This window comes from Ruegeria sp. BHSC026 (assembly GCF_059613065.1).
The window spans coordinates 255,050-277,550 of sequence record NZ_JBXWRV010000003.1 but is presented as its reverse complement, the minus strand read 5'-3'; the positions used below and the strand labels follow the sequence as shown (position 1 = coordinate 277,550).

Below are 22,501 nucleotides of genomic sequence, written 5' to 3'. Positions count from 1 at the left end.
CTACTCCGCCGCCATCGCACCCATACGGCCCGATTTGCGGGCCTTGATGCGGTCTTCGATTTCTTCGCGGAAGTTGCGGATCAGGCCCTGGATCGGCCATGCGGCCGCGTCCCCCAGTGCACAGATCGTGTGGCCTTCGACCTGCTTGGTCACCTCGAACAGCATGTCGATCTCTTCCAGCTCGGCCTCGCCGCGGACAAGGCGATCCATCACGCGCATCATCCAGCCCGTGCCTTCGCGGCAGGGCGTGCACTGGCCGCAGCTTTCGTGCTTGTAGAATTTCGATAGGCGCCAGATCGCCTTGATGATGTCGGTGGACTTGTCCATCACGATCACAGCCGCCGTTCCCAGCCCCGAGCCCAGATCGTTGCGCAGATAGTCGAAATCCATGATCGCATCGCGCATGTTCTCGCCGCGCACGCAAGGCACGGACGAGCCACCGGGGATCACGGCCAACAGGTTGTCCCACCCACCGCGGATGCCGCCGCAATGGGTCTCGATCAGTTCTTCGAAGCTGATCGACATCGCCTCTTCGACCACGCAGGGGTTGTTGACGTGGCCCGAGATCGCAAAAAGCTTGGTGCCCGCGTTGTTCTGGCGGCCGAAACCGGCGAACCAGTCGGCACCGCGGCGCAGGATCGTGGGCACGACGGCAATGGATTCCACGTTGTTCACCGTGGTCGGGCAGCCATACAGACCCGCCCCCGCCGGGAACGGCGGCTTCATGCGCGGCATGCCCTTCTTGCCTTCTAGGCTTTCCAGCAGCGCGGTTTCCTCGCCGCAGATGTAGGCGCCAGCGCCGTGGTGCAGGAACAGGTCGAAATCCCAGCCCGAGCCGGCCGCGTTCTTGCCCAGCAGGCCGGCGTCATAGGCCTCGTCGATGGCGGCCTGCAGCGCCTCGCGCTCGCGGATGTACTCGCCCCGGATGTAGATGTAGCAGGTATGCGCGTTCATCGCGAACGACGCGATCAGGCAGCCTTCGATCAGCGTGTGCGGATCGTGGCGCATGATCTCGCGGTCCTTGCAGGTGCCCGGTTCGGATTCGTCAGCGTTCACAACAAGGTAAGACGGACGGCCATCGCTTTCTTTTGGCATGAACGACCATTTCAGACCGGTCGGAAAGCCCGCGCCGCCACGCCCGCGCAATCCCGAATCCTTCATCGTCTGGATGATCCAGTCGCGCCCTTTAGCGATCAGGTCAGCGGTGCCGTCCCAATGCCCGCGGGCCTGGGCGCCCTTCAGCGTGCGCTCGTGCATCCCGTAGATGTTGGTAAAGATCCGGTCCTGATCCTTCAGCATCGCGTGTTACCTTTGGCTGTCCTGACGCATGCGCCAGAGTTGAAAAATGTTGACGCCCGCATAGATGAAAGCCGCGATCGCGGCGAAATCAAACAGCAGCGCATAGCGTCCCGGCAGTTCCAGCGCCGGGCCGATGAACAGGGTCACGGCAAGCCACATCAGCATGGTCACCGCGATGACCACGCCGATATGTCGGCCCTTGCGGGCGATGGCCTGTTCCTTGTCCTTGTCCATCACACTCCGATGCCCGTATCGGGCACCGTCTCTCAGTCTTCGTAAGTGCCTTCTTTCTTGGCACGTTTGGCAAATTCGGTTTCCTCGCCGGCCGCCAACTTGGCCGCCTGTTCGATCCAGCCGTCGCGTTCGATCCGGCCCTTGAATTTCAACCGTGCATCTACCCAGGCCACCTGTTCGGGCGTCCAGGCCGCGATCTGGTCATAGTGGTAAAAGCCCAGTTCGTTCAGCGTCTGCTCGAGCTTCGGGCCTACGCCCTTCAGCAGCTTCAGATCGTCGGGTTTGCCGCCACGAGGACCAGTCAGCGTTTCGGGCTGAGTCTCGGCGGTTGCGGGCCTAGCTGCGGCGCCCTCGGGCGAAGATGGCTCGGCCTTGGCGGATTTCTTGGGCGCGGCCTGACGGGCCGCGGGCTTGCCCGGGTCCGCCGCCTTGGGCGGCTTGGGCGCGGCTTTCGCGCCGGCGGCCTTGCCGTCCTTGCCCAGCCATGGCGTCAGGATCGGAACCTCGGTCCCATCGATGCGCTTGACCGTATCACCCAGATCGGCGGCCAGTTGAACGCTGGCATTGTACTTGGACTTGCCGGCCTCGTACTGTTTCAGGCTGGTCAAGCCGCCCTTGGGCTCGGCGGCATAGCGCCCGTTCTGCGGACCCGGAACCGGCGCCTTGCCGGCAGCCAGATCATCGATGATGCGGGCAAAGCTCTCGGCGGTCAGATCCTCGTAATAGTCCTTGCCGATCTGCGCCATCGGCGCGTTCGAGCACGACCCCAGGCATTCGACCTCTTCCCAGCTCAGCTTGCCGTCCGCCGACAGCTGATGAGGCTTGGGCGCGATCTTTTCGCGGCAGACCGCGATCAGATCCTCGGCCCCGCAGATCATGCAGGACGTGGTGCCGCAAACCTGAATATGCGCAACGGAACCAACTGGTTGCAGTTGAAACATGAAGTAGAAGGATGCAACTTCAAGCACCCGGATATAGGACATGTCCAGCATCTCGGCCACATATTCGATGGCCGGGCGGCTGAGCCAGCCATCCTGCTCTTGCGCGCGCCACAGCAGCGGGATGACCGCGCTGGCCTGACGGCCCTCGGGGTACTTGCTAATCTGAGCCTTGGCCCAGTCCAGATTGGCGGGCGTGAAGGCAAAGCTTTCGGGTTGTTCGGGGTGCAGGCGGCGGAGCATTAGCGGTCAATCTCTCCAAATACGACATCCATTGTGCCGATGATCGCGGCGACGTCGGCCAGCTGGTGGCCCTTGGCGACGTGGTCCATGGCTTGCAGGTGCAGATAGCCCGGCGCGCGCAGCTTGGCGCGGTACGGCTTGTTGGTGCCGTCGGCGACCAGATAGACGCCGAACTCGCCCTTGGGCGCTTCGACGGCGGCATAGACTTCGCCCGCCGGAACGTGGAAGCCTTCGGTGTACAGCTTAAAGTGATGGATCAGGCTTTCCATCGAGGTTTTCATGTCCGAACGTTTCGGCGGGGTGATCTTGCCGCGCGCCAGAACGTCTCCGGGGCAGTCGCGCAGCTTGGAGATGGCCTGACGAATGATCGACACCGACTGGCGCATCTCCTCCATGCGGACGAGATAGCGGTCATAGCAGTCCCCATTCTTGCCGACGGGAATCTGGAACTCGAATTCGTCGTAGCATTCATAGGGTTGCGCGCGTCGCAAGTCCCAGGCCAAGCCCGATCCGCGCACCATCACGCCCGAGAAACCGTATTTCTGGATGTCATCCTCGGTTACTACACCGATATCGCAGTTGCGCTGTTTGAAGATGCGGTTCTCGGTCAGCAGGCCGTCGATATCATCCAGAACAGCAGGGAAAGCATGGCTCCAGGCCTCGATATCGTCAAGCAGTTCGGGCGGCAGGTCTTGGTGAACGCCACCGGGGCGGAAATAGGCCGCGTGCAGGCGTGCACCGCAGGCGCGCTCATAGAAGACCATCAGCTTTTCCCGCTCTTCAAAGCCCCATAGCGGCGGGGTCAGCGCGCCAACGTCCATCGCCTGCGTGGTCACGTTCAGCAGGTGGTTCAGGATGCGCCCGATCTCGGAATACAGAACCCGGATCAGCGAGGCCCGGCGCGGCACCTCGACCCCGGTCAGCTTTTCGATGGCCAGGCACCAGGCGTGTTCCTGGTTCATCGGCGCGACATAGTCGAGACGGTCAAAATACGGCAGGTTCTGCAGGTATGTGCGGCTTTCCATCAGCTTTTCGGTGCCACGGTGCAGCAGGCCGATATGCGGGTCGCAGCGTTCGACGATCTCGCCATCCAGTTCCAGCACCAGACGCAGCACGCCGTGGGCCGCAGGGTGCTGCGGGCCGAAGTTGATGTTGAAGTTGCGGATCTTCTGCTCGCCCGTCAGAGCGTCTTCGAAGCCCTTGCCGCCATCCATCATCGTGTCTCTCCTGTCCGGGGATCAACCCCGGCTGTTCCGTTCGTGCCGGACCGGTCCGGCAAGCGAGGGCCTCAGCGCCGCCCCCGGTTTTTCTTTTTTGCCTCGGCCCGAACCCGGACCCTTTCGGCGTCTGCCGCTTTCACCGCCGCCCCGGCCAACAACGCGCCCAGAGCCCCAATCACAACCAGTTCTCCAAGCATCGTCAGCATCTCAGCGGCGCTCCAGTTCCTGCAGCTTCAGACCCATCCACCACAAAAGGGCGATCGTGCCGAAGGGAACCAGACAGGCCAGCGCCCAGTATTTGTTGATCCCGAAAAACGGCAGAAGCTTGACCATCGGGATGATGGTCAGCGCCGAAAGGATCAGCCACCAGATGCCGCCCATTTACTTGGTCTCCTGCTTTTCGTCCCCCGGCAGAATGTAATTCGCACCCTCCCACGGGCTCATGAAGTCGAACTGGCGGTATTCCTGAACCAGCGAGACTGGCTCATAGACCACGCGCTTCTGCGCCTCGTCATAGCGAACCTCGGTGTAACCGGTGGTCGGGAAATCCTTGCGCAGTGGGTATCCCCGGAACCCGTAGTCGGTCAGGATGCGTCGCAGGTCCGGGTGGCCCGAGAACAGGATGCCGAACATGTCGAACACTTCGCGCTCGAACCAGTTGGCGGACGGGTGCACATCGACGATCGAGGGCACCATCTCGTCCTCGCGGACCGAGACCCGCAGCCGGATGCGATGGTTCTGATACATCGAGAGGAAGTGATAGACGACGTCGAACCGCTTGGCCCGCTCGGGATAGTCCACGGCGGTGATGTCGACGAGGGTCGAGAATTTGCAGTTCTGGTCAGACTTCAGATACTCGACGAATTCGATCAGGTTCGACGGGGCCACATCGACGCTCAACTCACCAAAGCTGACGTCCCATGACAGGACGCAGTCGGGCCGCTTGATTTCGATCAGTGCGCCAAGTTCCTTGAGTGCTTCGCTCATCAGGGTTCCTCCTCAGCGCACGATGGTGCCGGTGCGGCGGATCTTGCGTTGCAACTGCAACAGACCATACAGCAGCGCCTCGGCGGTCGGCGGGCAGCCGGGAACGTAGATGTCCACCGGAACGATGCGGTCGCAGCCGCGCACCACCGAATAGGAATAGTGGTAATACCCGCCGCCATTGGCGCAGGATCCCATCGAGATGACATAGCGCGGCTCGGGCATCTGATCATAGACCTTGCGCAGAGCCGGCGCCATCTTGTTGGTCAGAGTGCCTGCCACAATCATCACGTCCGACTGGCGCGGGGATGCACGCGGCGCGATGCCGAAGCGTTCGGCGTCGTAGCGCGGCATCGAGGTGTGCATCATCTCGACCGCGCAGCAGGCCAAGCCGAAGGTCATCCAGTGCAGCGACCCGGTACGGGCCCAGTTGATGATGTCCTCGGACGAGGTCAGCAGGAACCCTTTGTCCTGCAACTCGGCGTTCAGGGCCTGGGTGGCGACTTCCTTGTCAACGCCCGCGGTGTTTGCACCCGTCATCACTCCCATTCCAAGGCCCCCTTCTTCCATTCATAGGCAAAGCCGATGGTCAGAACGCCCAGGAACACCATCATCGACCAGAAGCCGACATCGCTGATATCCTTGAAGCCCACGGCCCAGGGAAACAGGAACGCAATCTCAAGGTCGAAGATGATGAACAGGATCGAAACCAGATAGAATCGGACATCGAACTTCATCCGCGCATCGTCGAACGCGTTGAACCCGCATTCATAGGCGCTGACCTTTTCGGGGTCGGGATTGCGGACTGCCAGAACGACGGCGGCCAGAATCAGGACGATTCCAAGGCCCACGGCGACGGCCAGAAACACCAGGATCGGGAGATATTCCCGCAACAGCTCTTCCACGAGTGGCTCCTTTCCTGCGCATCCCGAACGAGACGCGCCGTCAATTGGCGTGTTGACTGGACATTCTCTATCCGCGCGGGGTCAGAGGGTCAACCGAGCACAAGCGCGCATGGCATCGAATATTCGGCTTGCCAACGCCCAGCGCTGCACTAGGCGCAAGCCCTTGGCTTCAAATGGTCGCGGACGGTCAAACCTCACTATTCCATGAAGGTTTTCGCTTGTCGAAGAAAGCGCTGATTCCCTCATGCGCCTCGTCCGTTTCCCATCGGTCGACCAGCGCCCGGATCGTGTGGTCGATCACCGCGTCGTCGATGCGCGGCCCGAGGTCCCGAACCAACGCCTTGGCCGAGGCCACGGCGCCCGGCGCACAGGACAGATAGGGCTGCACTTCGGCTTCGATCGCGGCATCCAACTCATCCGCCGGAACGGCCCGCGCGAGCAGGCCAAGATCCACCGCCTCGGCCGCGTCGAACAGACGGGCCGACATGAACACGCGCCGCGCGCGGGCCTCGCCCATGCGGGCGATGACATAGGGGCCGATGGTGGCCGGGATCAGCCCCAGCCGGGTTTCGGTCAGCCCTATCTTCAGACTGTCCACGCCGACGGCCACGTCACAGACCGCGGCCATGCCCACGCCACCGCCAAAGGCGTTGCCCTGAAGCGCGCCGATCAACGGTTTTTGCAGGGTGTTCAGGGCGTTCAGCATCTCGGCCAGCTTGCGTGCCTCGACAAAGCGGGTCTCGGGATCGGCGGCCATTTGGGCCTGCATCCAGCCCAAGTCACCCCCGGCGCAGAAGCTCTTGCCCGCGCCGGTCAGAACTACGACACGCACGTCGTCGGTTTTCCCCAGTTGCGCGGCGGCCTGGGTCAGTTCGGCGATCATCTGCGCCGACATCGCGTTGTGTTTTTCCGGCCGGTTCAGCGTCAGCGTGGCAACCCCGCGCGGGTCGGTGGAGATCGAGATGGTCTCAAACATGTCAGCCTCTTATCCCGCCCGCATCGCGCGGGCCATTTCCGCCGCTTCGTTCAGCACGGCGGCGTCCAGTCCGGTGTCATAGCCCAGCCGCTCCAGATGCGCGGCCACGGCTTCGGTGGCCACATTCCCGGCCGCGCCCGGCGCGTAGGGGCAGCCGCCCAATCCGCCCACGGCTGCGTCGAACACCCGGACGCCCAGCGCAAGCGAAGCGTCTATATTGTCAATCGCGCGCCCGTTGGTGTCGTGGAAATGCCCGGCCAAGCGGGTCGCGGGCACATATTCACGCACCGCCAGCAGCATCCGCGCGATGCTGTCGGGTGTCCCCTGCCCGATCGTGTCGCCCAGCGAGATCTCGTAACAGCCGTGCGAAAACAGCAGGTCGGCCACCTCGGCCACTTTGGCGGGCGGCGTCGGCCCGTCATAGGGGCAGTCGGTCACGCAAGAGACGTATCCCCGCACCGGCAGGTCGATATGGCGCGCCGCCTCGAGGATCGGGACGAACCGCTCGATGGATTCGGCGATGGTCGCGTTGATGTTGGCCTTGGAAAACCCCTCCGACGCCGAGGCAAACACCGCGATTTCATCCGCCCCGGCAGCCAGCGCGTCCTCATAGCCGCGCATGTTCGGGGTCAGCGCGGCATAGCGCACGCCGGGGGCGCGGGTGATCCCGGCCAGAACCTCGGCGCTGCCGGCCATCTGCGGCACCCATTTGGGCGAAACGAAACTGGCCACCTCGATCCGGCTGAACCCCGCCCGGCTGAGGCAGTCGACCAGCGCGATCTTCTCGGAAACCGGGATTTCGCGCTTTTCGTTCTGCAGCCCGTCGCGCGGCCCCACTTCGAAAATCTCGACACGTTCCGCCATGGCGGTGCCCTCCTGTTCAGTCCGGCCCGCCTCGTTTGGGGCGGGCGTTCAGGGTTTCAGTCGTCTTCCAGCCGGACCAGCGCCGCGCCGGCCTCGACCTGCGATCCGGCCTCGGCCAGAACCTCGGCCACGACACCGTCGCGGGCGGCCAGCAGCGAATGCTCCATCTTCATCGCCTCGAGGATGGCCAGCCGGTCGCCCTCCTTCACCGCCTGTCCCGGCGCGGCGAATACCGCCTTGACCAGCCCAGGCATCGGAGCCTCGACCACGTTGGTATCACCGGCGGCGCTGACGTCGCGGTCCAGCGGGTCCAGTACCTCGAAGCTCACGCCATAGGCGTCGAACACGGTGACATCGTGGCCTGCAATCGCAACCGGCGGCATCGGCTGGCCGTCGATGATCCAGCGGCCATTGACCCGTTCGGCGATCACGGTGGTCCCGCTAACCTGCCAGTCCTGCCGGTCCGGCCCTGCGACCTGGACGTCCAGATCCAGAACCTCGCCGTCGCGCTTCAGCTGAAGCGCCCGGTGCAGCGGGGCCCAGAGGGTAAACCCGGTGTCCTCGGCGGGCTTGTCCAGTCCGGTCGCGGCCATCGCGGCCGCAACGGTCATTGCCGGGGTGACGGCGGGTTCGCGCACCAGATCGTCCAGATCGCGGCCAATCAACCCGGTATCCACATCCCCCGCCGCAAACCCGGCGTGCCGGGTCAGTGCGCCCAGGAAAGACAGGTTGGTGACGGTTCCCGCCACCTGCGTTTGGCGCAGCGCCCGGTGCAGTTGTCCCAGCGCCACCGCGCGGGTCGGGCCGTGCACGATCACCTTGGCGATCATCGGGTCATACCACGGGCTGATCGTGTCACCCGCCCGCACGCCGCTGTCGGCGCGACAGCCGCGCGGAAACTCCAGATGGGTCAGAGTGCCCGTCGCGGGCAGGAACCCTTTGGGTACGTCTTCTGCATATAGCCGGGCCTCGAAGGCATGGCCGTTGATCGACAACTCGCTCTGCTGTTTTGGGAGGCTTTCCCCCGCCGCAACCCGCAACTGCCATTCGACCAGGTCGATGCCGGTTATGGCTTCGGTCACTGGGTGTTCGACCTGCAGGCGGGTGTTCATCTCCATAAACCAGAAGCGGTCGGGGCGCAGACCGTCCGAGGCATCGACGATGAACTCCACGGTGCCTGCGCCCTTGTAGCCGATGGCCTCGGCCGCGCGCACGCCCGCCTGGCCCATCGCTTCGCGCATCTCGGGCGTCATTCCGGGGGCCGGTGCTTCCTCGATCACCTTCTGGTGGCGGCGCTGCAGCGAGCAGTCACGCTCGAACAGATGCACGGCATTGGTGCCGTCGCCAAAGACCTGCACCTCGATATGGCGGGGCTTGGCCACGAATTTCTCGACCAGAACGGCATCATTGCCAAAGGCGGTCTTGGCCTCGCCCCGGGCACTGTCCAGGGCGGCCGCGAAATCCGCGGGTTTCTCGACCAGCCGCATCCCCTTGCCACCACCGCCGGCCACCGCCTTGATCAGAACCGGATAGCCGATCGTGTCGGCCGCACCGGCCAGATGCTCGGGGTCCTGGTTATCGCCGTGATAGCCGGGCACGACCGGGACGCCAGCCTGCTCCATCAACGCCTTGGCGGCATCCTTCAGACCCATTTTGCGGATTGCATCCGCCGAGGGGCCGATGAAGATCAGGCCCGCCGCCTGAACTGCATCTACGAAATCGGGGTTCTCGGACAGAAACCCGTACCCTGGGTGGATCGCCTGCGCGCCGGTGTCCAGCGCGGCCTGAATGATCACGTCGCCTTTCAGATAGCTGTCGGCCGGAGCCGCTCCGCCAATATGCACGGCCTCATCCGCCATCTGCACATGCTTGGCGGCCGCGTCCGCATCTGAATACACGGCAACGCAGGCCACGCCCATCTTGTGCGCAGTTTCGATGACCCGGCAGGCAATCTCGCCCCGGTTGGCGATCAGGATCTTGTCAAACATGGCCGTTACCCTTTCCCTGCCAGATCTTCCACAAGGCGAAACCGTTCGCAGACCAACTCCATCCTTGGGTCGAAGCCGCCGTTTCTTTCGAAATATCTGCGATGATCCTCGCGCCAGCCTTTCAGGCTGTCGTTTTCGCCCTCGGCCAGGGCAAACGCCTCGTCCACCTCGCAATAGCGCCGGACCGTCACATCGACCGTTTCGATGACCAGCGCGGGCTGTCCGTCCCAGTCCAAAGCGATGTCGCGGCGGCCAACCTGCGGCATTGCCTCGCCACCCGCCGCAAAGGTACGCAATGCGCCACATGTCGCGGTCTTGCGCCCCGAGCGGACCAGAGCCAGCAAGTCGTCGCACAATGCCCGGCTATCGCCGAACTGAAAAGTCTCGGCCCCAGGGTATCTTTCTTTCAAGCTTTCCAGCATCGAACCGCCCCTTCTACATCCGGAACACGCCAAAGCGCGTGTCCTCTATGGGTGCGTTCAGTGCGGCGCTCAGCGACAGGGCCAGTACATCGCGACTTTTGCGCGGGTCAATAATGCCGTCATCCCACAACCGGGCAGAGGCATAAAGCGGGTGCGACTGCTCTTCGAACATCTCGAGCGTTGGGCGTTTGAATTCGGCCTCTTCCTCGGCCGACCATGTGCCGCCCTGCCGTTCGATCCCGTCGCGTTTGACCGTTGCAAGAACACCGGCGGCCTGCTCGCCACCCATGACCGAGATACGGCTATTCGGCCACGTCCACAGGAAACGGGGCTGATACGCGCGGCCCGCCATGCCATAGTTCCCGGCCCCGAAAGAGCCGCCCACCAGCATGGTGATCTTGGGCACGCTTGTGGTGGCCACAGCGGTCACCATCTTGGCGCCATGGCGCGCGATGCCTTCATTCTCGTACTTGCGGCCCACCATGAACCCGGTGATGTTTTGCAGGAAAACCAGCGGGATCTTGCGCTGGCTGCACAGTTCCACGAAATGCGCGCCTTTCTGCGCGGCCTCGGAAAACAGCACGCCGTTGTTGGCGATGATCCCGACGGGGCAGCCTTTGACATGGGCGAAGCCGGTCACCAGCGTCTCGCCGAACCGAGGCTTGAACTCGTCAAAACGCGAGCCATCGACCAAGCGCGCGATCACCTCGCGTATGTCATACGGCGTGCGCAGATCGGCCGGGACAACGCCCAGGATTTCCTCGGGGTCATAGGCCGGGTCTTCGGGGCTGGCCCAATCCACCGTCTGCGGCTTGTTCCGGTTCAACGAGCCAACGGCCCGGCGGGCCAGAGCCAGCGCGTGGGCATCATCCTCAGCCAGATAATCGGCCACACCCGAAAGGCGCGTGTGCACGTCGCCGCCGCCCAGGTCCTCGGCGCTGACGACCTCGCCCGTCGCCGCCTTGACCAGCGGCGGGCCAGCCAGAAAGATCGTGCCCTGTTCCTTGACGATGATCGTGACGTCGGACATGGCCGGCACATAGGCGCCGCCCGCGGTACACGAGCCCATCACCACAGCAATCTGCGGGATGCCCTTGGCGCTCATCCGTGCCTGGTTGTAGAAGATGCGGCCGAAATGGTCGCGGTCGGGAAAGACCTCATCCTGGTTGGGCAGGTTCGCGCCGCCGCTGTCGACCAGATATATGCAGGGCAGATGGTTTTCCTCGGCGATCTCCTGCGCGCGCAGGTGCTTTTTGACCGTCATCGGATAATAGGTGCCGCCCTTCACGGTGGCGTCGTTGCAGACCACCATGACCTCTTGCCCCTGCACCCGACCGATGCCCGCAATGACACCGGCACAAGGGGCCGCACCGTCATACATGCCATACGCCGCCGTCGCGCCGATTTCCAGGAACGGAGAGCCCGGGTCCAGCAGGTTCGCCACCCGCCGCCGGGGCAGCATTTTGCCCCGCGACACATGGCGTTCGCGCGATTTCTCGCCCCCGCCCATGCGCGCGGCCTCGGCGGCGTCAGAGATCTGCGCCAACGCCTCAAGGTGCGCGGCACGGTTTTGCTTGAAGCCATCGGACGAGGGCAAAGCGGAAGATCGCAGCTTCATCTGGTATACTCTCTCAGAAATTCGCGAACGGGGTTTTCGCTGACGCCAAAGCTCTGCATGATGCGCGCATAGCCCTGCGACACGTTGCTGGAGCAGACGGTGTCCAGCTTCTTGATTTCCGGCTCTTCGAGGAAATCCTCAAGATCCCACATCGGAACCATGAAATAATATTCGAACGGCTGCATCTCGGCCGCCATTTCCATCGCCTCGACGGCCTTGTCCTGTTCTCCGCGGCACAGATAGGCCAGCGACAGGTTGCGATAGGCGCTCCCAAGGCTCTCATAGTCGTCGTCTGCCTCGTATTGGTTGACCGCGAGTTTGAGCCGCCCAACGACCTGACGACCGAAATACCCGTCATCCGCCTGCGCCTCAGGCAGGAACATCGCGACATAGGCCAGCTTCTCGTCATGCCAGCCATCGGTCTGCATCTCGTTGCTGAAGACGTCGTGCAGCATCCGGATTTCCGGTTCGTATTTCAGCGTGCCCTCCGAGTCGGCCACCGCATCCAGATAGTTGTCATAAAACGCGATCCTGCGTTTATCTTCGGCATCCAGCCTGGCGACCCGACCGGCGATCTTGCGCAATTCCGATATGGCCTCGTCCGGGTAGCCGTAAAAAATCAGCAGATCAGCCACTTGCAGTTTTTCGATGACGGCAACCTTTTCTTCGACCGCCTTGTCGATCGTGTCGCGCATCCAGGTTTCGAAATAGGTCTTTCCGGCCCAAAAGGCCCCAATAACCGCGATGACGGTCGCGCTAAACTCGACTCCGGTCCGGACGCTGGATTTATCTGCCATGGCACATCTCCTCGGACGCGCGACGTTTCAATTCCTTGCGAATGACTTTCCCCGTCACGGTCAAAGGCAAGTCTTGCACAAAAGCCACCTCTCGCGGGTAGGAATAATGTGCCAGACGGTCCTTGACCCAATCCTGTAGCTCTTGTTCCGAGGCCTCAGACCCCGGTTTCAGCACCACATAGGCCTTCACGATCTCGGTCCGCAGCGGGTCGGGTTTGCCGACCACGCCCACGGTGGCCACCGCCGGATGGGTCAGCAGGCAATCCTCGATCTCGGCCGGGCCGATGCGGTATCCCGCCGAGGTTATCACGTCATCCTCGCGGCCGACAAAGCGCAGATAGTCGCCCTCCCACACGCCGCGGTCACCGGTGACCAGCCAATCGCCGCGAAACTTCTCGGCCGTGGCCTGCGGGTTGTTCCAGTATTCCAGCAGCATCGAGGCCGAGCCACGCCGGATAGCCACATCACCCTCGGCGTCGGTCGGCTTGCCTGCGGCGTCGATCACCGCGACCTCGTGGCCCGGCACTGGCTTGCCGATACAGCCCGGGCGCGCGGGGAAATCCTCGGCACAGGACGAGACGACCATATTGCATTCGGTCTGGCCGTAGAATTCGTTGATCGTCAGGCCAAAGGCCCGCTGCCCCCACGCCAACATTTCCGCGCCGAGTGGCTCGCCACCCGAGGCCACGGACCGCAGGCCGGGGATCTCTATATCCGCAGCCTTGAGTATCCGCAGCGCCGTGGGAGGAAAGAACACGTTGCGCACGCCGCCGCGCTTGACCACCTCCGCGCAGGCCTCGGGGGTGAACTTGTCGAGCCGCACAGCGACGACCGGAATGCCCAGCGCCAGCCCCGGCATCAGCACGTCGAACAACCCGCCGATCCAGGCCCAGTCGGCCGGTGTCCACAGGCAGTCGCCCGCACGCAGGTGGTTGTGGCTGATGGACACGCCCGGCAGATGCCCAGTCAGCACTCGGTGCCCATGCAGCGCCCCCTTGGGCTTGCCCGTCGTGCCCGAGGTATAGATCAGCACCGCCGGGTCCTCGGGACCGGTGTCAGCAAAATCCACGGCGGGCCCGTCCGCCCCCAGTTCTGACACGATCAGCGGCTGCGCCAGATCGCCCAACATATTGGCGCCCTCGCCGTCGGTCAGCACATACCCGGCCCCCGCATCGCCGATGCGCGAGGCCAGGGCATCGCGCTTGAACAGCTTGAACAACGGCACCGAGATTGCCCCGATCTTCCAGATGGCCAGATGCGCGGCCGCGCACCACGGTGACTGACTGAGCAGCACGCCGACCCGGTCGCCGGGTTGCACTCTGCGGAGCAACCCGCGCGCCACCCGATCGGTCATTTGTTCAAGTTCACCATAGGTGATCTCGGTCGTAACCACAGAAGATAGATCAAGGATAGCCACCTGCTCGGCTGGCTGCGAGAGGCACTGACGCGCCATGTTCAACCCGGGCGGAATCACCCAGCCCCCACCCCGGTGCAAACCTGGTATGCGTCTAGTGGGATGCAATGGATTTACCCCTTAATTTCTTATGCCTTGAACGCATTTTCTCAAACAAAACAAAAGGCAGATTTTGACTCAGATCAGTGTCCCGACCCGACCGACCTGAAACACTGGGCGCGTCAACTAACCCAAAGGCATGAAAATGACCAAGAAACTCGCCATCCTCGCGCTTTCCACCGCCGTCGCCGCCCTGTCGGCCCCCGCCTTCGCCCAGTCGGAGGGCGACTGGACCTTGGGTATCGGCATCGGGTATCTGGACCCGAAATCCGACAACGGTACGCTGGCCGGATTTAGCACCGACATCGACTCGGACACCCGCCCGATCTTCACCGCCGAGTATTTCATCCGCGACAACTTGGGCATCGAGTTGCTGGCCGCAACCCCGTTCAAGCATGACGTCACGCTGGGCGGAAGCGTCGATGCCGGCAGCGTCAAGCACCTGCCGCCCACCCTGTCGCTGAACTATCACTTCCCGACCAACAGTGCCTGGAAGCCCTATGTCGGTGCCGGTCTGAACTACACCATCTTCTTCGACGAGGAATCGCCGCTGGGCGATCTCAAGGTCGACGACTCGTTCGGCGTGTCGCTGCAGGCCGGTCTGGACTACATGGTCACGGACAAGGGCGCGGTTCGCCTGAACGTCCGCTGGTTCGACATCGACTCGGACGTCACGCTGAACGGCGCGAACATCGGCAAGGCCGAGGTCGATCCGTGGCTGGTTGGCGTGTCCTACGTCCATCGCTTCTGATCCTTCGATCGGATATGCCTCGCCGTGACCTCGTCGGCGAGGCGTTTTTCTTCATAGCATCTCGTTCATCAGCTCACGGCCGATCAGCATCCGGCGGATCTCGCTGGTGCCCGCGCCGATCTCCATCAGCTTGGCATCGCGGAAGATCCGGCTGACCGCCGCATCCGACAGGAATCCGGCCCCACCCATCGCCTGCACCGCCTGATGGGCCTGAACCATCGCCTGCTCGGACGCATAGAGGCAGCACGCCGCCGCATCCTGCCGGGTCACGTCGCCCCGATCACAGGCCTTGGCCACCTCATAGATGTAGGCACGCGCCGAGTTCATCGCCGTGTACATGTCGGCGATCTTGCCCTGCATCAGCTGGAAGGTTCCGATCGGTTTGCCGAACTGCTTGCGCTCGGCCATATAAGGCATGATCTCGTCCAGACAGGCTGCCATGATTCCGGTACCGATCCCGGCCAGAACCACCCGTTCATAGTCGAGGCCTGACATCAGCACGGCAACGCCCTTGCCCTCTTCGCCCAAAACGTTCTCGAAGGGCACTTCGACATCTTCGAAGATCAGCTCGGCCGTGTTCGACCCGCGCATCCCCAGCTTGTCGAAATGGGGCGAGGTCGAGAACCCTTTCATCTCTTTCTCGATGAGGAAGGCCGTGATGCCCTTGGACCCGGCCTCCGGGTCGGTCTTGGCATAGACGACCAGCGTATCGGCATCCGGGCCATTCGTGATCCAGTATTTGTTGCCGTTCAGGCGGTAATGGTCATTGCGCTTTTCGGCGCGCAGCTTCATCGAGACCACGTCCGACCCGGCACCGGCCTCGGACATGGCCAGCGCGCCCACATGGTCGCCCGAAACCAAGCGCGGCAGGTATTTCTTCTTCTGCTCTTCGTTGCCGTTCAGCTTGATCTGGTTGACGCACAGGTTGGAATGCGCCCCGTAGGACAACGAAACCGAGGCCGAGGCCCGCGCGATCTCCTCGACAGCCACGACATGGGCCAAGTAAGACATGCCCGCCCCGCCGTATTCCTCGGGCACGGTGATGCCCAGCAGCCCCAAGTCACCCATTTCCTTCCACAGTTCGTTGGGAAAGGCGTTGGTCTTGTCGATCTCGGCCGCCATCGGCTTGACCCGCTCCTGCGCCCAGCGGTGCACCATCTCGCGCAGCGCGTTCACATCTTCACCCAGATCGAATTGCATTGTCGCCGTGAACATACGCGCTCTCCTCTCTCGCGTTAATGAACAGGTGTTCAATAAACTGATACAGACCTTTCCCCTCGCGGTCAATCATCGCGTGGCCCAAATGAAAAGCCGCCCCTCGGGCGGCTTTTGCAGGGTTCGGGCGTGCGCCTCATGGCGCACTCGATTGAATTACTGTTGGAAAACGGCGCCGACCTCGGCGCGGATGATGCCGGCAATCAGGCGGCAATCGTCCAGCGAGAAGGTGAGCGGAACGCGCATGTCGATGATCCCGCGCAAAATTCGGTCGGTCTCGGGCATCCGTTCCGACTCGGCATAACGCCAGCTGTCATAGCGCGAAGTGAACCCGGTTGGCTCGGCCCCACCGAACCACTTCAGCTCGACCCCACGATCGGCGCAGCGTCGCAGAACCTCGGCGATCTGCTCAGACGCCCAATCCAGCAGAAGGAACTGGATCGACGAGCCTACATATCTTTCCTCCGCAGGCCGCTCGACGATGGTCAGGCCGGGCGTGCCGCGCAGGCCCGCCTCGATCTCGGCATAGCGTTCGTTCCAGCGCCGTACCTGCTGGTCCAGATTGCGCAACTGGGGGCGCAGGATCGCGGCGCGCAGATTGTCCATCCGCCCCGACACGTTTGGCGTGGTGTACTTGATCCGCTCGAACACCTCGGGGCCCGGTGCCGCAAGGTGGCGTTCATACAGCATGTACGAGCCCGACAGCATCGTGGCCTTGGCCGCCAGCATCTCGTCATCGGTGATCAACAGACCACCCTCGCCAGAGTTCACATGTTTGTAGGTCTGGCAGGAATAGCAGCCGATCGCTCCCTGCCGGCCGGACAACTGCCCACGCCAGGCGGCGCCCATCGTATGGGCGCAATCTTCGATCACCGTCACCCCGGCTGCGTCGCACATCTGCATCAACCGGTCCATGTCACACAGGTGCCCGCGCATGTGGCTGAGCATCAAAACCTTGGCGCGGTCCAGCTTGGCCGCCAGATCGTCCAGATCGATGGTCAGCCCCTCGGTCACGCCCACAAAAACCGGGCGCGCATTGACCGAAGCAATCGCCCCCGGCACAGGGGCCAGCGTGAAGGCGTTGGTCAGAACCGCGTCCCCCGGCTGGACACCCACGGCACGCAGGGCCGTGGCCAGCGCATAACCGCCAGACGACACGGCCAGACAGTATTTCGCCCCCATCTGCAAGGCAAATTCCTGTTCCAGAAGGGCGGTTTCGCTCACCTCTCCGGGGGCCACGTTGTAGCGGTGAAGCCGCCCGTGGCGCAGAACGGCCAGCGCCGCCTCGATCGCCGCGTCGGGGATTGGCTCCTGCTGGGTGAAACTGCCAGAAAATCGCTCGGTCATGGCGTTGTTTGTGGGGCCAGTCGCAGCGCGGGTCAAGAGATCAGGCCGCCGCGCCCACAAGCTCGGCAACGATTGCGGGCAGATCGTCGAAATGGTGCAGCAGCGCCTCGGGCTGCAGCGCGGCCATGTCATCGCCTGACGGGCCGAAGGTCACAAGGATCGACGGCACCCCGGCGGCACGGGCCGTGTTCCTGTCGGTATCCGAGTCGCCCACTAGGATGCAGTGGTCGGGATGTCCCCCGGCCCGGCGCGCGGCTTCACGCAGCGGCGCGGGGTCGGGCTTGCGCACCGGCAGCGTATCCGCCCCCACCAGCGAGCCGAACAGCGCCCGCGCGCCCAGCCGTGTCATCAGCAGCTCGGCCAGCGCCTCGGGCTTGTTGGTGCAGATGCCGACACCGTATCCGGCGGCTTTCAGCGCTTCGACCGCCTGCAGCGCGCCGGGATAGAAGGTGGTGTGGGTGTCGATAGCCTGTCCATAGGCCTCGAGCAGGACCGGGTAATAGGCGTTCACGGTCTCTTCGTCATAGGCGCCCACGCGTTTCAGCCCATGGGTCAGCATCATCCGCCCGCCGCGCAAAGCCACCGCAGCATCCTGCCCGTGCACCAGCACATCACCATGCCCCATCTGCCGGAAACAATGGTTCGCCGCCGCCAGCAGATCGCCCGACGTATCGGCCAAAGTCCCGTCCAGATCGAAGATGACCGTGCGCATTTTGTCTCCTTGCTCGGCAGTTTTCCGCCATGTCGTGTTGCAAACGGCAATCTTGTTTGATGGCCGAACGGCTTGCGCCCCTGCCCCCAGCGGATAAAACGGACCGCGACAAAACAAAAGAGAAAACGCATTCATGAGCACTGCCCTTGTCATCCTTGCCGCCGGAAAAGGCACCCGGATGAATTCGGACATCCCAAAGGTTTTGCACCCGATCGCCCAGGTTCCGATGCTGGTGCACGCCATGCGCGCCGGTTCGGTCCTGGCCCCCGAACGCATGGTCATCGTCACCGGCCACGGCTCGCAGGCGGTGGCCAAGGTCGCGCAGGCCGAGGATGAAGACGCGCGCATCGTCGTGCAGGACCAACAGTTGGGCACCGCCCATGCCGTCGCCCAAGCGCGCGAGGCGCTGGACGGGTTCATCGGCGACGTGGTCGTTCTGTACGGTGACACCCCGTTTCTGCAGCCCGACACGCTGGAGCGCATGATCGCCGCGCGGGCTGACAACGATCTGGTGATCCTTGGCTTCGAGGCCGCCGACCCGGCCCGGTACGGCCGTTTGGTGATGAACGGCGACGCCCTGGAGCGGATCGTCGAGTTCAAGGATGCGTCAGATGAAGAACGCGCCATAACCTTCTGCAATTCTGGACTTCTGGCCTGTGACGCGGGCACTCTGTTCGACCTGATCGACGCGGTCGGAAACGACAACGCGTCGGGCGAATACTACCTGACCGACGTGGTCCAGATCGCGCGCGACCGCGGCCTGAAGGTCACTGCCGTTTCGTGCGACGAAGCGCAGACGCTGGGCGTGAACTCGCGCGCTGATCTGGCCGCGGCCGATGCCGTGTTCCAGGCCCGCGCCCGGGCCGAGCTGCTGGATCTGGGCGTCACCCTGATGGCCCCCGAGACGGTCTATCTGGCCGCCGACACGGTGATCGGCCGAGACACGGTGATCGAACCCAACGTGGTCTTCGGCCCCGGCGTCACCGTCGAAAGCGGCGCGACGATCCGGGCGTTTTCGCACCTGGAAGGCTGCCATGTCAGCCGCGGCGCCGTGGTCGGCCCCTATGCCCGGCTGCGCCCGGGGGCGGAACTGGCCGAGAACACCCGTATCGGCAATTTCGTCGAGATCAAGAATGCCGAAATCGCCGAGGGCGCCAAGGTCAATCACCTCAGCTATGTCGGCGATGCGTCGGTGGGCGCAGGCACGAATATCGGCGCGGGCACCATCACCTGCAACTATGATGGCGTGATGAAGCACCGCACGGTGATCGGCGAGAATGTCTTTGTCGGTTCGAACACCATGCTGGTGGCCCCGGTCACCGTGGGCAGCGGCGCGATGACGGCCACGGGCACCATCGTGACCCGCGACATCGAACCCGACGCCCTGGCGGTGGGTCGCGCCAAACAGGAAAACAAACCGGGCTATGCCCGCAAGCTGTTCGAGATGCTGAAGGCGAAAAAGGCACGCCGGGACAAGGGAGCCTGAGTAAATGTGTGGAATTGTTGGCGTATTGGGCAAGCACGAAGCGGCGCCCATTCTGGTCGAAGCACTGAAACGGCTGGAATACCGCGGCTATGACAGCGCGGGCATCGCAACCGTAAACGGCGGCAAGCTGGGTCGTCGGCGCGCGGTAGGCAAGCTGGTCAATCTCAGCGACTTGCTGGTGCATGACCCCCTGCCTGGTAAGTCGGGCATCGGGCACACGCGGTGGGCGACCCATGGCGCACCCTCGGTCAGCAACGCGCACCCGCATCAGGCCGGTCCGGTTGCCGTGGTCCACAACGGCATTGTCGAAAACTATCGCGAGCTGCGGGCCGAACTGGCCGAGAACGGAATCAATTTCCAGACCGAGACCGACACAGAAACCGTCGCGTTGATGACCGAATTCTACATGAAATCGGGGCTGGGCCCGGTCGAGGCCGCCTTCAAGACCATCGACCGGCTGCAAGGCGCCTTCGCGCTGGCCTTCCTGTTCGACGGCGAGGATGACCTGATCGTCGCCGCCCGCAAGGGCTCGCCGCTGGCCATCGGGCACGGAGATGGCGAGATGTTCGTCGGCTCGGACGCCATCGCGCTGGCGCCGCTGACCGACCGGATCACCTATCTGGAGGAAGGCGACCGCGCCGTGGTCACCCGCAATTCGGTCGAGATCCGCAACGAGGCGGGCGAGATCGCCAACCGCGAGATCCGCAAGATCCAGCTGGATCAGACCCGGACCGACAAGGGCGGGCACAAGCATTTCATGGCCAAGGAAATCGCCGAACAGCCGGTGGTGGTGGCCGAGGCGATCCGCTCGTACCTGCTCACCGGCAGCGACCGGGTGGTTCTGCCGGATGCGGATCTTGATTTCTCCAAGCTGGACCGCCTGACCATGGTGGCCTGCGGCACGGCCTTCTATGCCTGCCTGACCGCCAAATACTGGTTCGAGCAACTGGCCCGGATGCCCGTAGAGGTCGATATCGCCAGCGAGTTCCGCTATCGCGAACCGCCAATCGCTGACCGCACGCTGGCGCTGTTCGTCAGCCAGTCGGGCGAAACCGCCGACACCCTGGCCGCGCTGCGCTATTGCGAGGGCAAGGCTGACAAGATCGTGTCGGTGGTCAATGTCCCCGAAAGCTCGATCGCGCGGGAAAGCGACGTGGCGCTGCCCATCCATGCCGGGGTCGAGATCGGCGTGGCCTCAACCAAGGCCTTCACCTGCCAGCTGAGCGTTCTGCTGATGCTGGCGCTCAAGGCCGCGGCCGACCGGGGCACGTTGGACGACGATGCGCTGGCCGATCACGCCGCCGCGCTGCGCGGCCTGCCGACGCTGCTGAACGCCGCGCTGGACCAAGAGGAGGCGATCCGGAAATCCGCGCAGCGCCTGTCCGAGGCACGCGACGTTCTGTTTCTGGGGCGCGGCCTGATGTACCCGCTGGCCCTTGAAGGCGCGCTGAAACTCAAGGAAATCAGCTATATCCACGCCGAGGGTTATGCCTCGGGCGAGCTGAAGCATGGCCCCATCGCCCTGATCGACAAACACATGCCCGTGGTGGTGATGGCCCCGCGCGATGCGGTGTTCGACAAGACCGTGTCGAACATGCAAGAGGTCATGGCGCGCAAGGGCAAGGTCATTCTGGTCTCGGACGACGACGGAATCGCAGATGCCCAGGACGGGGTCTGGAGCACGATCCGTATGCCGCATGCCCACGCCTCGGTCGCGCCGATCCTGTATTCGGTGCCCGCGCAGCTGCTGGCCTATCACACGGCGGTTGCCAAGGGCACCGATGTGGACCAGCCGCGCAACCTGGCGAAATCCGTCACGGTCGAGTAAGCCGCCATGCCGGACAGCCCACTGGACCAGATCAAGGCGTATGCCGACCCGGACCGGGCCGCCCAGATGGCGGCCTATCACAAGGTCGATCGCCCCTATCTTGGTGTACCGAACCCGGTGCTGAATGATCTGACCAAAAGCTGGCGGCAGCAGATGGACGTGGACGCCCGTGTCGCGCTGGCCGATCAGCTGTGGCAGACCAACATCCACGAGGCGCGGCTGGCCGCCGCCAAGCTGCTGACGCAGGCGCGCATCCGCCCCGATCAGGCGGTTTGGGAGCTGCTGCAAAGCTGGCTGCCCGATTTCGACGCCTGGGCGGTGGCCGATCATGCCAGCATGGCCATGCAAAAGCGCCTGTGGGCCGACCCGTCGCGGCTGGATCAGGTCGAGAGCTGGACGACCTCGGATCACATGTGGACCCGACGCGCGGCGCTGGTGGCCACCCTGCCCTGGACCAAGCAGAACCACCCCAAGCCCCAAGACCTTCAGCGCCGCGACCGAATTCTGGGGTGGGCCGCCGGTTATGTCCCCGATCGCGACTGGTTCATCCAGAAGGCGGTGGCCTGGTGGCTGCGCGACCTGTCTAAACATGAGCCCGACCGGGTCCGGGCCTTTCTGGCCACGTACGGTGACGCGATGAAGCCTTTTGCCCGCAAAGAGGCCGGCAAGTACTTGAAAGATCAGTCGGAATAGACGTCCAGCTCGACCAGTTCGTCAAACGGCACCAGCAGGGCGCGCATCGCCTCGAGCGAGAGCCGCCCGCCGCCGCCCTCGGGGCCCGACGCGGGAACCAGCGTCACATAGGCCTGCGCCCCGGTCTTCGTCACCACGACCCGGCCATTCCGCTCGGCCTGCACCAATGGCGTTTCCAGCCAGCGCCCAGGCTTGTTCGGATCGCCCAACCCCGCGATCGTCCGTTTCGCACCACTCCAGCCGGGCTGGGCCGCCGCAACGGGCTGTGCCTCGACGATCTCGGTTTCCGTGACCATCGCATCCGTTTGAACGGTTGGCGCTTCTGGCGACCGATCCAGAGTCTGCCGCACCGCATCGCAGCCGGTCAGAAACGCAGGGAGGAGGACAAACAGGTATCGCATGCAACCAGCCTACCCCTGCCCGCGCCCGTGTTCCACCCCTCGAACGCAGTTCTGACTTGTCGCAAGG

Annotated in this window: 23 protein-coding genes; 4 read left to right on the top strand and 19 right to left on the bottom strand. The window is 63.6% G+C overall.

Annotation, left to right across the window (positions count from 1 at the left end; all coding sequences use genetic code 11):
• The 15 genes from nuoF to AC2FME_RS05725 form a co-directional block, all read right to left on the bottom strand.
• Positions 1–1,299 (bottom strand): NADH-quinone oxidoreductase subunit NuoF, encoded by a 1,299-nt coding sequence (gene nuoF / locus AC2FME_RS05795; RefSeq protein ID WP_496678939.1) that lies wholly within the window; start codon positions 1,297–1,299, stop codon positions 1–3.
• A gap of 6 nt (positions 1,300–1,305) precedes the next feature.
• The gene (locus AC2FME_RS05790; protein WP_496678937.1) at positions 1,306–1,533 is read right to left on the bottom strand and encodes a DUF5337 domain-containing protein; all 228 of its coding nucleotides are present in this window, start codon (positions 1,531–1,533) and stop codon (positions 1,306–1,308) included.
• A 32-nt stretch (positions 1,534–1,565) separates the two neighbouring features.
• A complete protein-coding gene (locus tag AC2FME_RS05785; RefSeq protein ID WP_496799888.1) occupies positions 1,566–2,714 on the bottom strand; it encodes an NADH-quinone oxidoreductase subunit E in 1,149 nt (382 codons plus the stop codon).
• A complete protein-coding gene (locus tag AC2FME_RS05780; RefSeq protein ID WP_496678951.1) occupies positions 2,714–3,928 on the bottom strand; it encodes an NADH-quinone oxidoreductase subunit D in 1,215 nt (404 codons plus the stop codon). Before AC2FME_RS05780 ends, AC2FME_RS05785 begins: the two co-directional genes overlap by 1 nt.
• A 213-nt stretch (positions 3,929–4,141) precedes the next feature.
• On the bottom strand, positions 4,142–4,315 hold the full coding sequence (locus AC2FME_RS05775) for an NADH dehydrogenase (RefSeq protein WP_068347518.1): 174 nt from the start codon (positions 4,313–4,315) through the stop codon (positions 4,142–4,144).
• Positions 4,316–4,921, bottom strand: a complete 606-nt coding sequence (locus AC2FME_RS05770) for an NADH-quinone oxidoreductase subunit C (protein ID WP_496686109.1) — start codon at positions 4,919–4,921, stop codon at positions 4,316–4,318.
• A gap of 12 nt (positions 4,922–4,933) precedes the next feature.
• Positions 4,934–5,467, bottom strand: a complete 534-nt coding sequence (locus AC2FME_RS05765; RefSeq protein ID WP_093964904.1) for a NuoB/complex I 20 kDa subunit family protein — start codon at positions 5,465–5,467, stop codon at positions 4,934–4,936.
• Positions 5,458–5,823, bottom strand: coding sequence for an NADH-quinone oxidoreductase subunit A (locus tag AC2FME_RS05760; protein ID WP_093964903.1), 366 nt, complete (start codon positions 5,821–5,823; stop codon positions 5,458–5,460). Before AC2FME_RS05760 ends, AC2FME_RS05765 begins: the two co-directional genes overlap by 10 nt.
• A 187-nt stretch (positions 5,824–6,010) precedes the next feature.
• Positions 6,011–6,799 (bottom strand): crotonase/enoyl-CoA hydratase family protein, encoded by a 789-nt coding sequence (locus AC2FME_RS05755; RefSeq protein ID WP_496799887.1) that lies wholly within the window; start codon positions 6,797–6,799, stop codon positions 6,011–6,013.
• Positions 6,800–6,808: 9 nt separating this feature from the next.
• Positions 6,809–7,663 (bottom strand): hydroxymethylglutaryl-CoA lyase, encoded by an 855-nt coding sequence (locus AC2FME_RS05750; protein WP_005984063.1) that lies wholly within the window; start codon positions 7,661–7,663, stop codon positions 6,809–6,811.
• Between the two features lie 56 nt (positions 7,664–7,719).
• Positions 7,720–9,651: an acetyl/propionyl/methylcrotonyl-CoA carboxylase subunit alpha gene (locus AC2FME_RS05745; protein ID WP_496799886.1), complete on the bottom strand. Its 1,932-nt coding sequence runs from the start codon at positions 9,649–9,651 to the stop codon at positions 7,720–7,722.
• A gap of 5 nt (positions 9,652–9,656) precedes the next feature.
• Positions 9,657–10,073, bottom strand: a complete 417-nt coding sequence (locus tag AC2FME_RS05740) for an ASCH domain-containing protein (RefSeq protein WP_496678929.1) — start codon at positions 10,071–10,073, stop codon at positions 9,657–9,659.
• A gap of 13 nt (positions 10,074–10,086) precedes the next feature.
• Complete coding sequence (locus AC2FME_RS05735) at positions 10,087–11,691, bottom strand: carboxyl transferase domain-containing protein (RefSeq protein ID WP_496799885.1); 1,605 nt, start codon at positions 11,689–11,691, stop codon at positions 10,087–10,089.
• Positions 11,688–12,488 (bottom strand): hypothetical protein, encoded by an 801-nt coding sequence (locus tag AC2FME_RS05730; protein ID WP_496678926.1) that lies wholly within the window; start codon positions 12,486–12,488, stop codon positions 11,688–11,690. The genes AC2FME_RS05735 and AC2FME_RS05730 overlap by 4 nt, the downstream gene beginning before the upstream one ends.
• On the bottom strand, positions 12,478–14,010 hold the full coding sequence (locus AC2FME_RS05725; protein ID WP_496799884.1) for an AMP-binding protein: 1,533 nt from the start codon (positions 14,008–14,010) through the stop codon (positions 12,478–12,480). Before AC2FME_RS05725 ends, AC2FME_RS05730 begins: the two co-directional genes overlap by 11 nt.
• A gap of 136 nt (positions 14,011–14,146) precedes the next feature.
• Here AC2FME_RS05725 and AC2FME_RS05720 point away from each other — a divergent pair, with 136 nt between their 5' ends.
• A complete protein-coding gene (locus tag AC2FME_RS05720; protein WP_496740896.1) occupies positions 14,147–14,752 on the top strand; it encodes an OmpW/AlkL family protein in 606 nt (201 codons plus the stop codon).
• Positions 14,753–14,803: 51 nt separating this feature from the next.
• Here the strand turns inward: AC2FME_RS05720 and AC2FME_RS05715 are convergent, their stop codons facing one another.
• From AC2FME_RS05715 to AC2FME_RS05705, 3 genes are all read right to left on the bottom strand, one after another.
• A complete protein-coding gene (locus AC2FME_RS05715) occupies positions 14,804–15,967 on the bottom strand; it encodes an isovaleryl-CoA dehydrogenase (RefSeq protein WP_496795746.1) in 1,164 nt (387 codons plus the stop codon).
• 156 nt (positions 15,968–16,123) lie between these two features.
• On the bottom strand, positions 16,124–17,314 hold the full coding sequence (locus tag AC2FME_RS05710) for a DegT/DnrJ/EryC1/StrS family aminotransferase (protein WP_496799883.1): 1,191 nt from the start codon (positions 17,312–17,314) through the stop codon (positions 16,124–16,126).
• A gap of 40 nt (positions 17,315–17,354) precedes the next feature.
• A complete protein-coding gene (locus AC2FME_RS05705) occupies positions 17,355–18,026 on the bottom strand; it encodes an HAD-IA family hydrolase (RefSeq protein WP_149776861.1) in 672 nt (223 codons plus the stop codon).
• Positions 18,027–18,159: 133 nt separating this feature from the next.
• Here AC2FME_RS05705 and glmU point away from each other — a divergent pair, with 133 nt between their 5' ends.
• The 3 genes from glmU to AC2FME_RS05690 are packed head-to-tail and all read left to right on the top strand — an operon-like array spanning position 18,160 to position 22,033.
• Complete coding sequence (gene glmU, locus AC2FME_RS05700; RefSeq protein WP_496799882.1) at positions 18,160–19,512, top strand: bifunctional UDP-N-acetylglucosamine diphosphorylase/glucosamine-1-phosphate N-acetyltransferase GlmU; 1,353 nt, start codon at positions 18,160–18,162, stop codon at positions 19,510–19,512.
• 4 nt (positions 19,513–19,516) lie between these two features.
• On the top strand, positions 19,517–21,340 hold the full coding sequence (gene glmS / locus AC2FME_RS05695; RefSeq protein WP_496799881.1) for a glutamine--fructose-6-phosphate transaminase (isomerizing): 1,824 nt from the start codon (positions 19,517–19,519) through the stop codon (positions 21,338–21,340).
• A 6-nt stretch (positions 21,341–21,346) separates the two neighbouring features.
• On the top strand, positions 21,347–22,033 hold the full coding sequence (locus AC2FME_RS05690; protein WP_496799880.1) for a DNA alkylation repair protein: 687 nt from the start codon (positions 21,347–21,349) through the stop codon (positions 22,031–22,033).
• Here the strand turns inward: AC2FME_RS05690 and AC2FME_RS05685 are convergent.
• Positions 22,021–22,434, bottom strand: coding sequence for a hypothetical protein (locus AC2FME_RS05685; protein WP_496799879.1), 414 nt, complete (start codon positions 22,432–22,434; stop codon positions 22,021–22,023). The two genes, AC2FME_RS05690 and AC2FME_RS05685, sit on opposite strands and share 13 nt — an antisense overlap.
• Positions 22,435–22,501: the final 67 nt, after the last annotated feature.

What these genes read in the sequence shown, in the direction of transcription:
- nuoF (WP_496678939.1), bottom strand. Translation starts at nt 1,299, where the DNA reads ATGCTGAAGGATCAGGACCGGATCTTTACCAACATCTACGGGATGCAC.
- AC2FME_RS05790 (WP_496678937.1), bottom strand. Translation starts at nt 1,533, where the DNA reads ATGGACAAGGACAAGGAACAGGCCATCGCCCGCAAGGGCCGACATATC.
- AC2FME_RS05785 (WP_496799888.1), bottom strand. Translation starts at nt 2,714, where the DNA reads ATGCTCCGCCGCCTGCACCCCGAACAACCCGAAAGCTTTGCCTTCACG.
- AC2FME_RS05780 (WP_496678951.1), bottom strand. Translation starts at nt 3,928, where the DNA reads ATGGATGGCGGCAAGGGCTTCGAAGACGCTCTGACGGGCGAGCAGAAG.
- AC2FME_RS05775 (WP_068347518.1), bottom strand. Translation starts at nt 4,315, where the DNA reads ATGGGCGGCATCTGGTGGCTGATCCTTTCGGCGCTGACCATCATCCCG.
- AC2FME_RS05770 (WP_496686109.1), bottom strand. Translation starts at nt 4,921, where the DNA reads ATGAGCGAAGCACTCAAGGAACTTGGCGCACTGATCGAAATCAAGCGG.
- AC2FME_RS05765 (WP_093964904.1), bottom strand. Translation starts at nt 5,467, where the DNA reads ATGGGAGTGATGACGGGTGCAAACACCGCGGGCGTTGACAAGGAAGTC.
- AC2FME_RS05755 (WP_496799887.1), bottom strand. Translation starts at nt 6,799, where the DNA reads ATGTTTGAGACCATCTCGATCTCCACCGACCCGCGCGGGGTTGCCACG.
- AC2FME_RS05750 (WP_005984063.1), bottom strand. Translation starts at nt 7,663, where the DNA reads ATGGCGGAACGTGTCGAGATTTTCGAAGTGGGGCCGCGCGACGGGCTG.
- AC2FME_RS05745 (WP_496799886.1), bottom strand. Translation starts at nt 9,651, where the DNA reads ATGTTTGACAAGATCCTGATCGCCAACCGGGGCGAGATTGCCTGCCGG.
- AC2FME_RS05740 (WP_496678929.1), bottom strand. Translation starts at nt 10,073, where the DNA reads ATGCTGGAAAGCTTGAAAGAAAGATACCCTGGGGCCGAGACTTTTCAG.
- AC2FME_RS05735 (WP_496799885.1), bottom strand. Translation starts at nt 11,691, where the DNA reads ATGAAGCTGCGATCTTCCGCTTTGCCCTCGTCCGATGGCTTCAAGCAA.
- AC2FME_RS05730 (WP_496678926.1), bottom strand. Translation starts at nt 12,488, where the DNA reads ATGGCAGATAAATCCAGCGTCCGGACCGGAGTCGAGTTTAGCGCGACC.
- AC2FME_RS05720 (WP_496740896.1), top strand. Translation starts at nt 14,147, where the DNA reads ATGACCAAGAAACTCGCCATCCTCGCGCTTTCCACCGCCGTCGCCGCC.
- AC2FME_RS05715 (WP_496795746.1), bottom strand. Translation starts at nt 15,967, where the DNA reads ATGTTCACGGCGACAATGCAATTCGATCTGGGTGAAGATGTGAACGCG.
- AC2FME_RS05710 (WP_496799883.1), bottom strand. Translation starts at nt 17,314, where the DNA reads ATGACCGAGCGATTTTCTGGCAGTTTCACCCAGCAGGAGCCAATCCCC.
- AC2FME_RS05705 (WP_149776861.1), bottom strand. Translation starts at nt 18,026, where the DNA reads ATGCGCACGGTCATCTTCGATCTGGACGGGACTTTGGCCGATACGTCG.
- glmU (WP_496799882.1), top strand. Translation starts at nt 18,160, where the DNA reads ATGAGCACTGCCCTTGTCATCCTTGCCGCCGGAAAAGGCACCCGGATG.
- glmS (WP_496799881.1), top strand. Translation starts at nt 19,517, where the DNA reads ATGTGTGGAATTGTTGGCGTATTGGGCAAGCACGAAGCGGCGCCCATT.
- AC2FME_RS05690 (WP_496799880.1), top strand. Translation starts at nt 21,347, where the DNA reads ATGCCGGACAGCCCACTGGACCAGATCAAGGCGTATGCCGACCCGGAC.
- AC2FME_RS05685 (WP_496799879.1), bottom strand. Translation starts at nt 22,434, where the DNA reads ATGCGATACCTGTTTGTCCTCCTCCCTGCGTTTCTGACCGGCTGCGAT.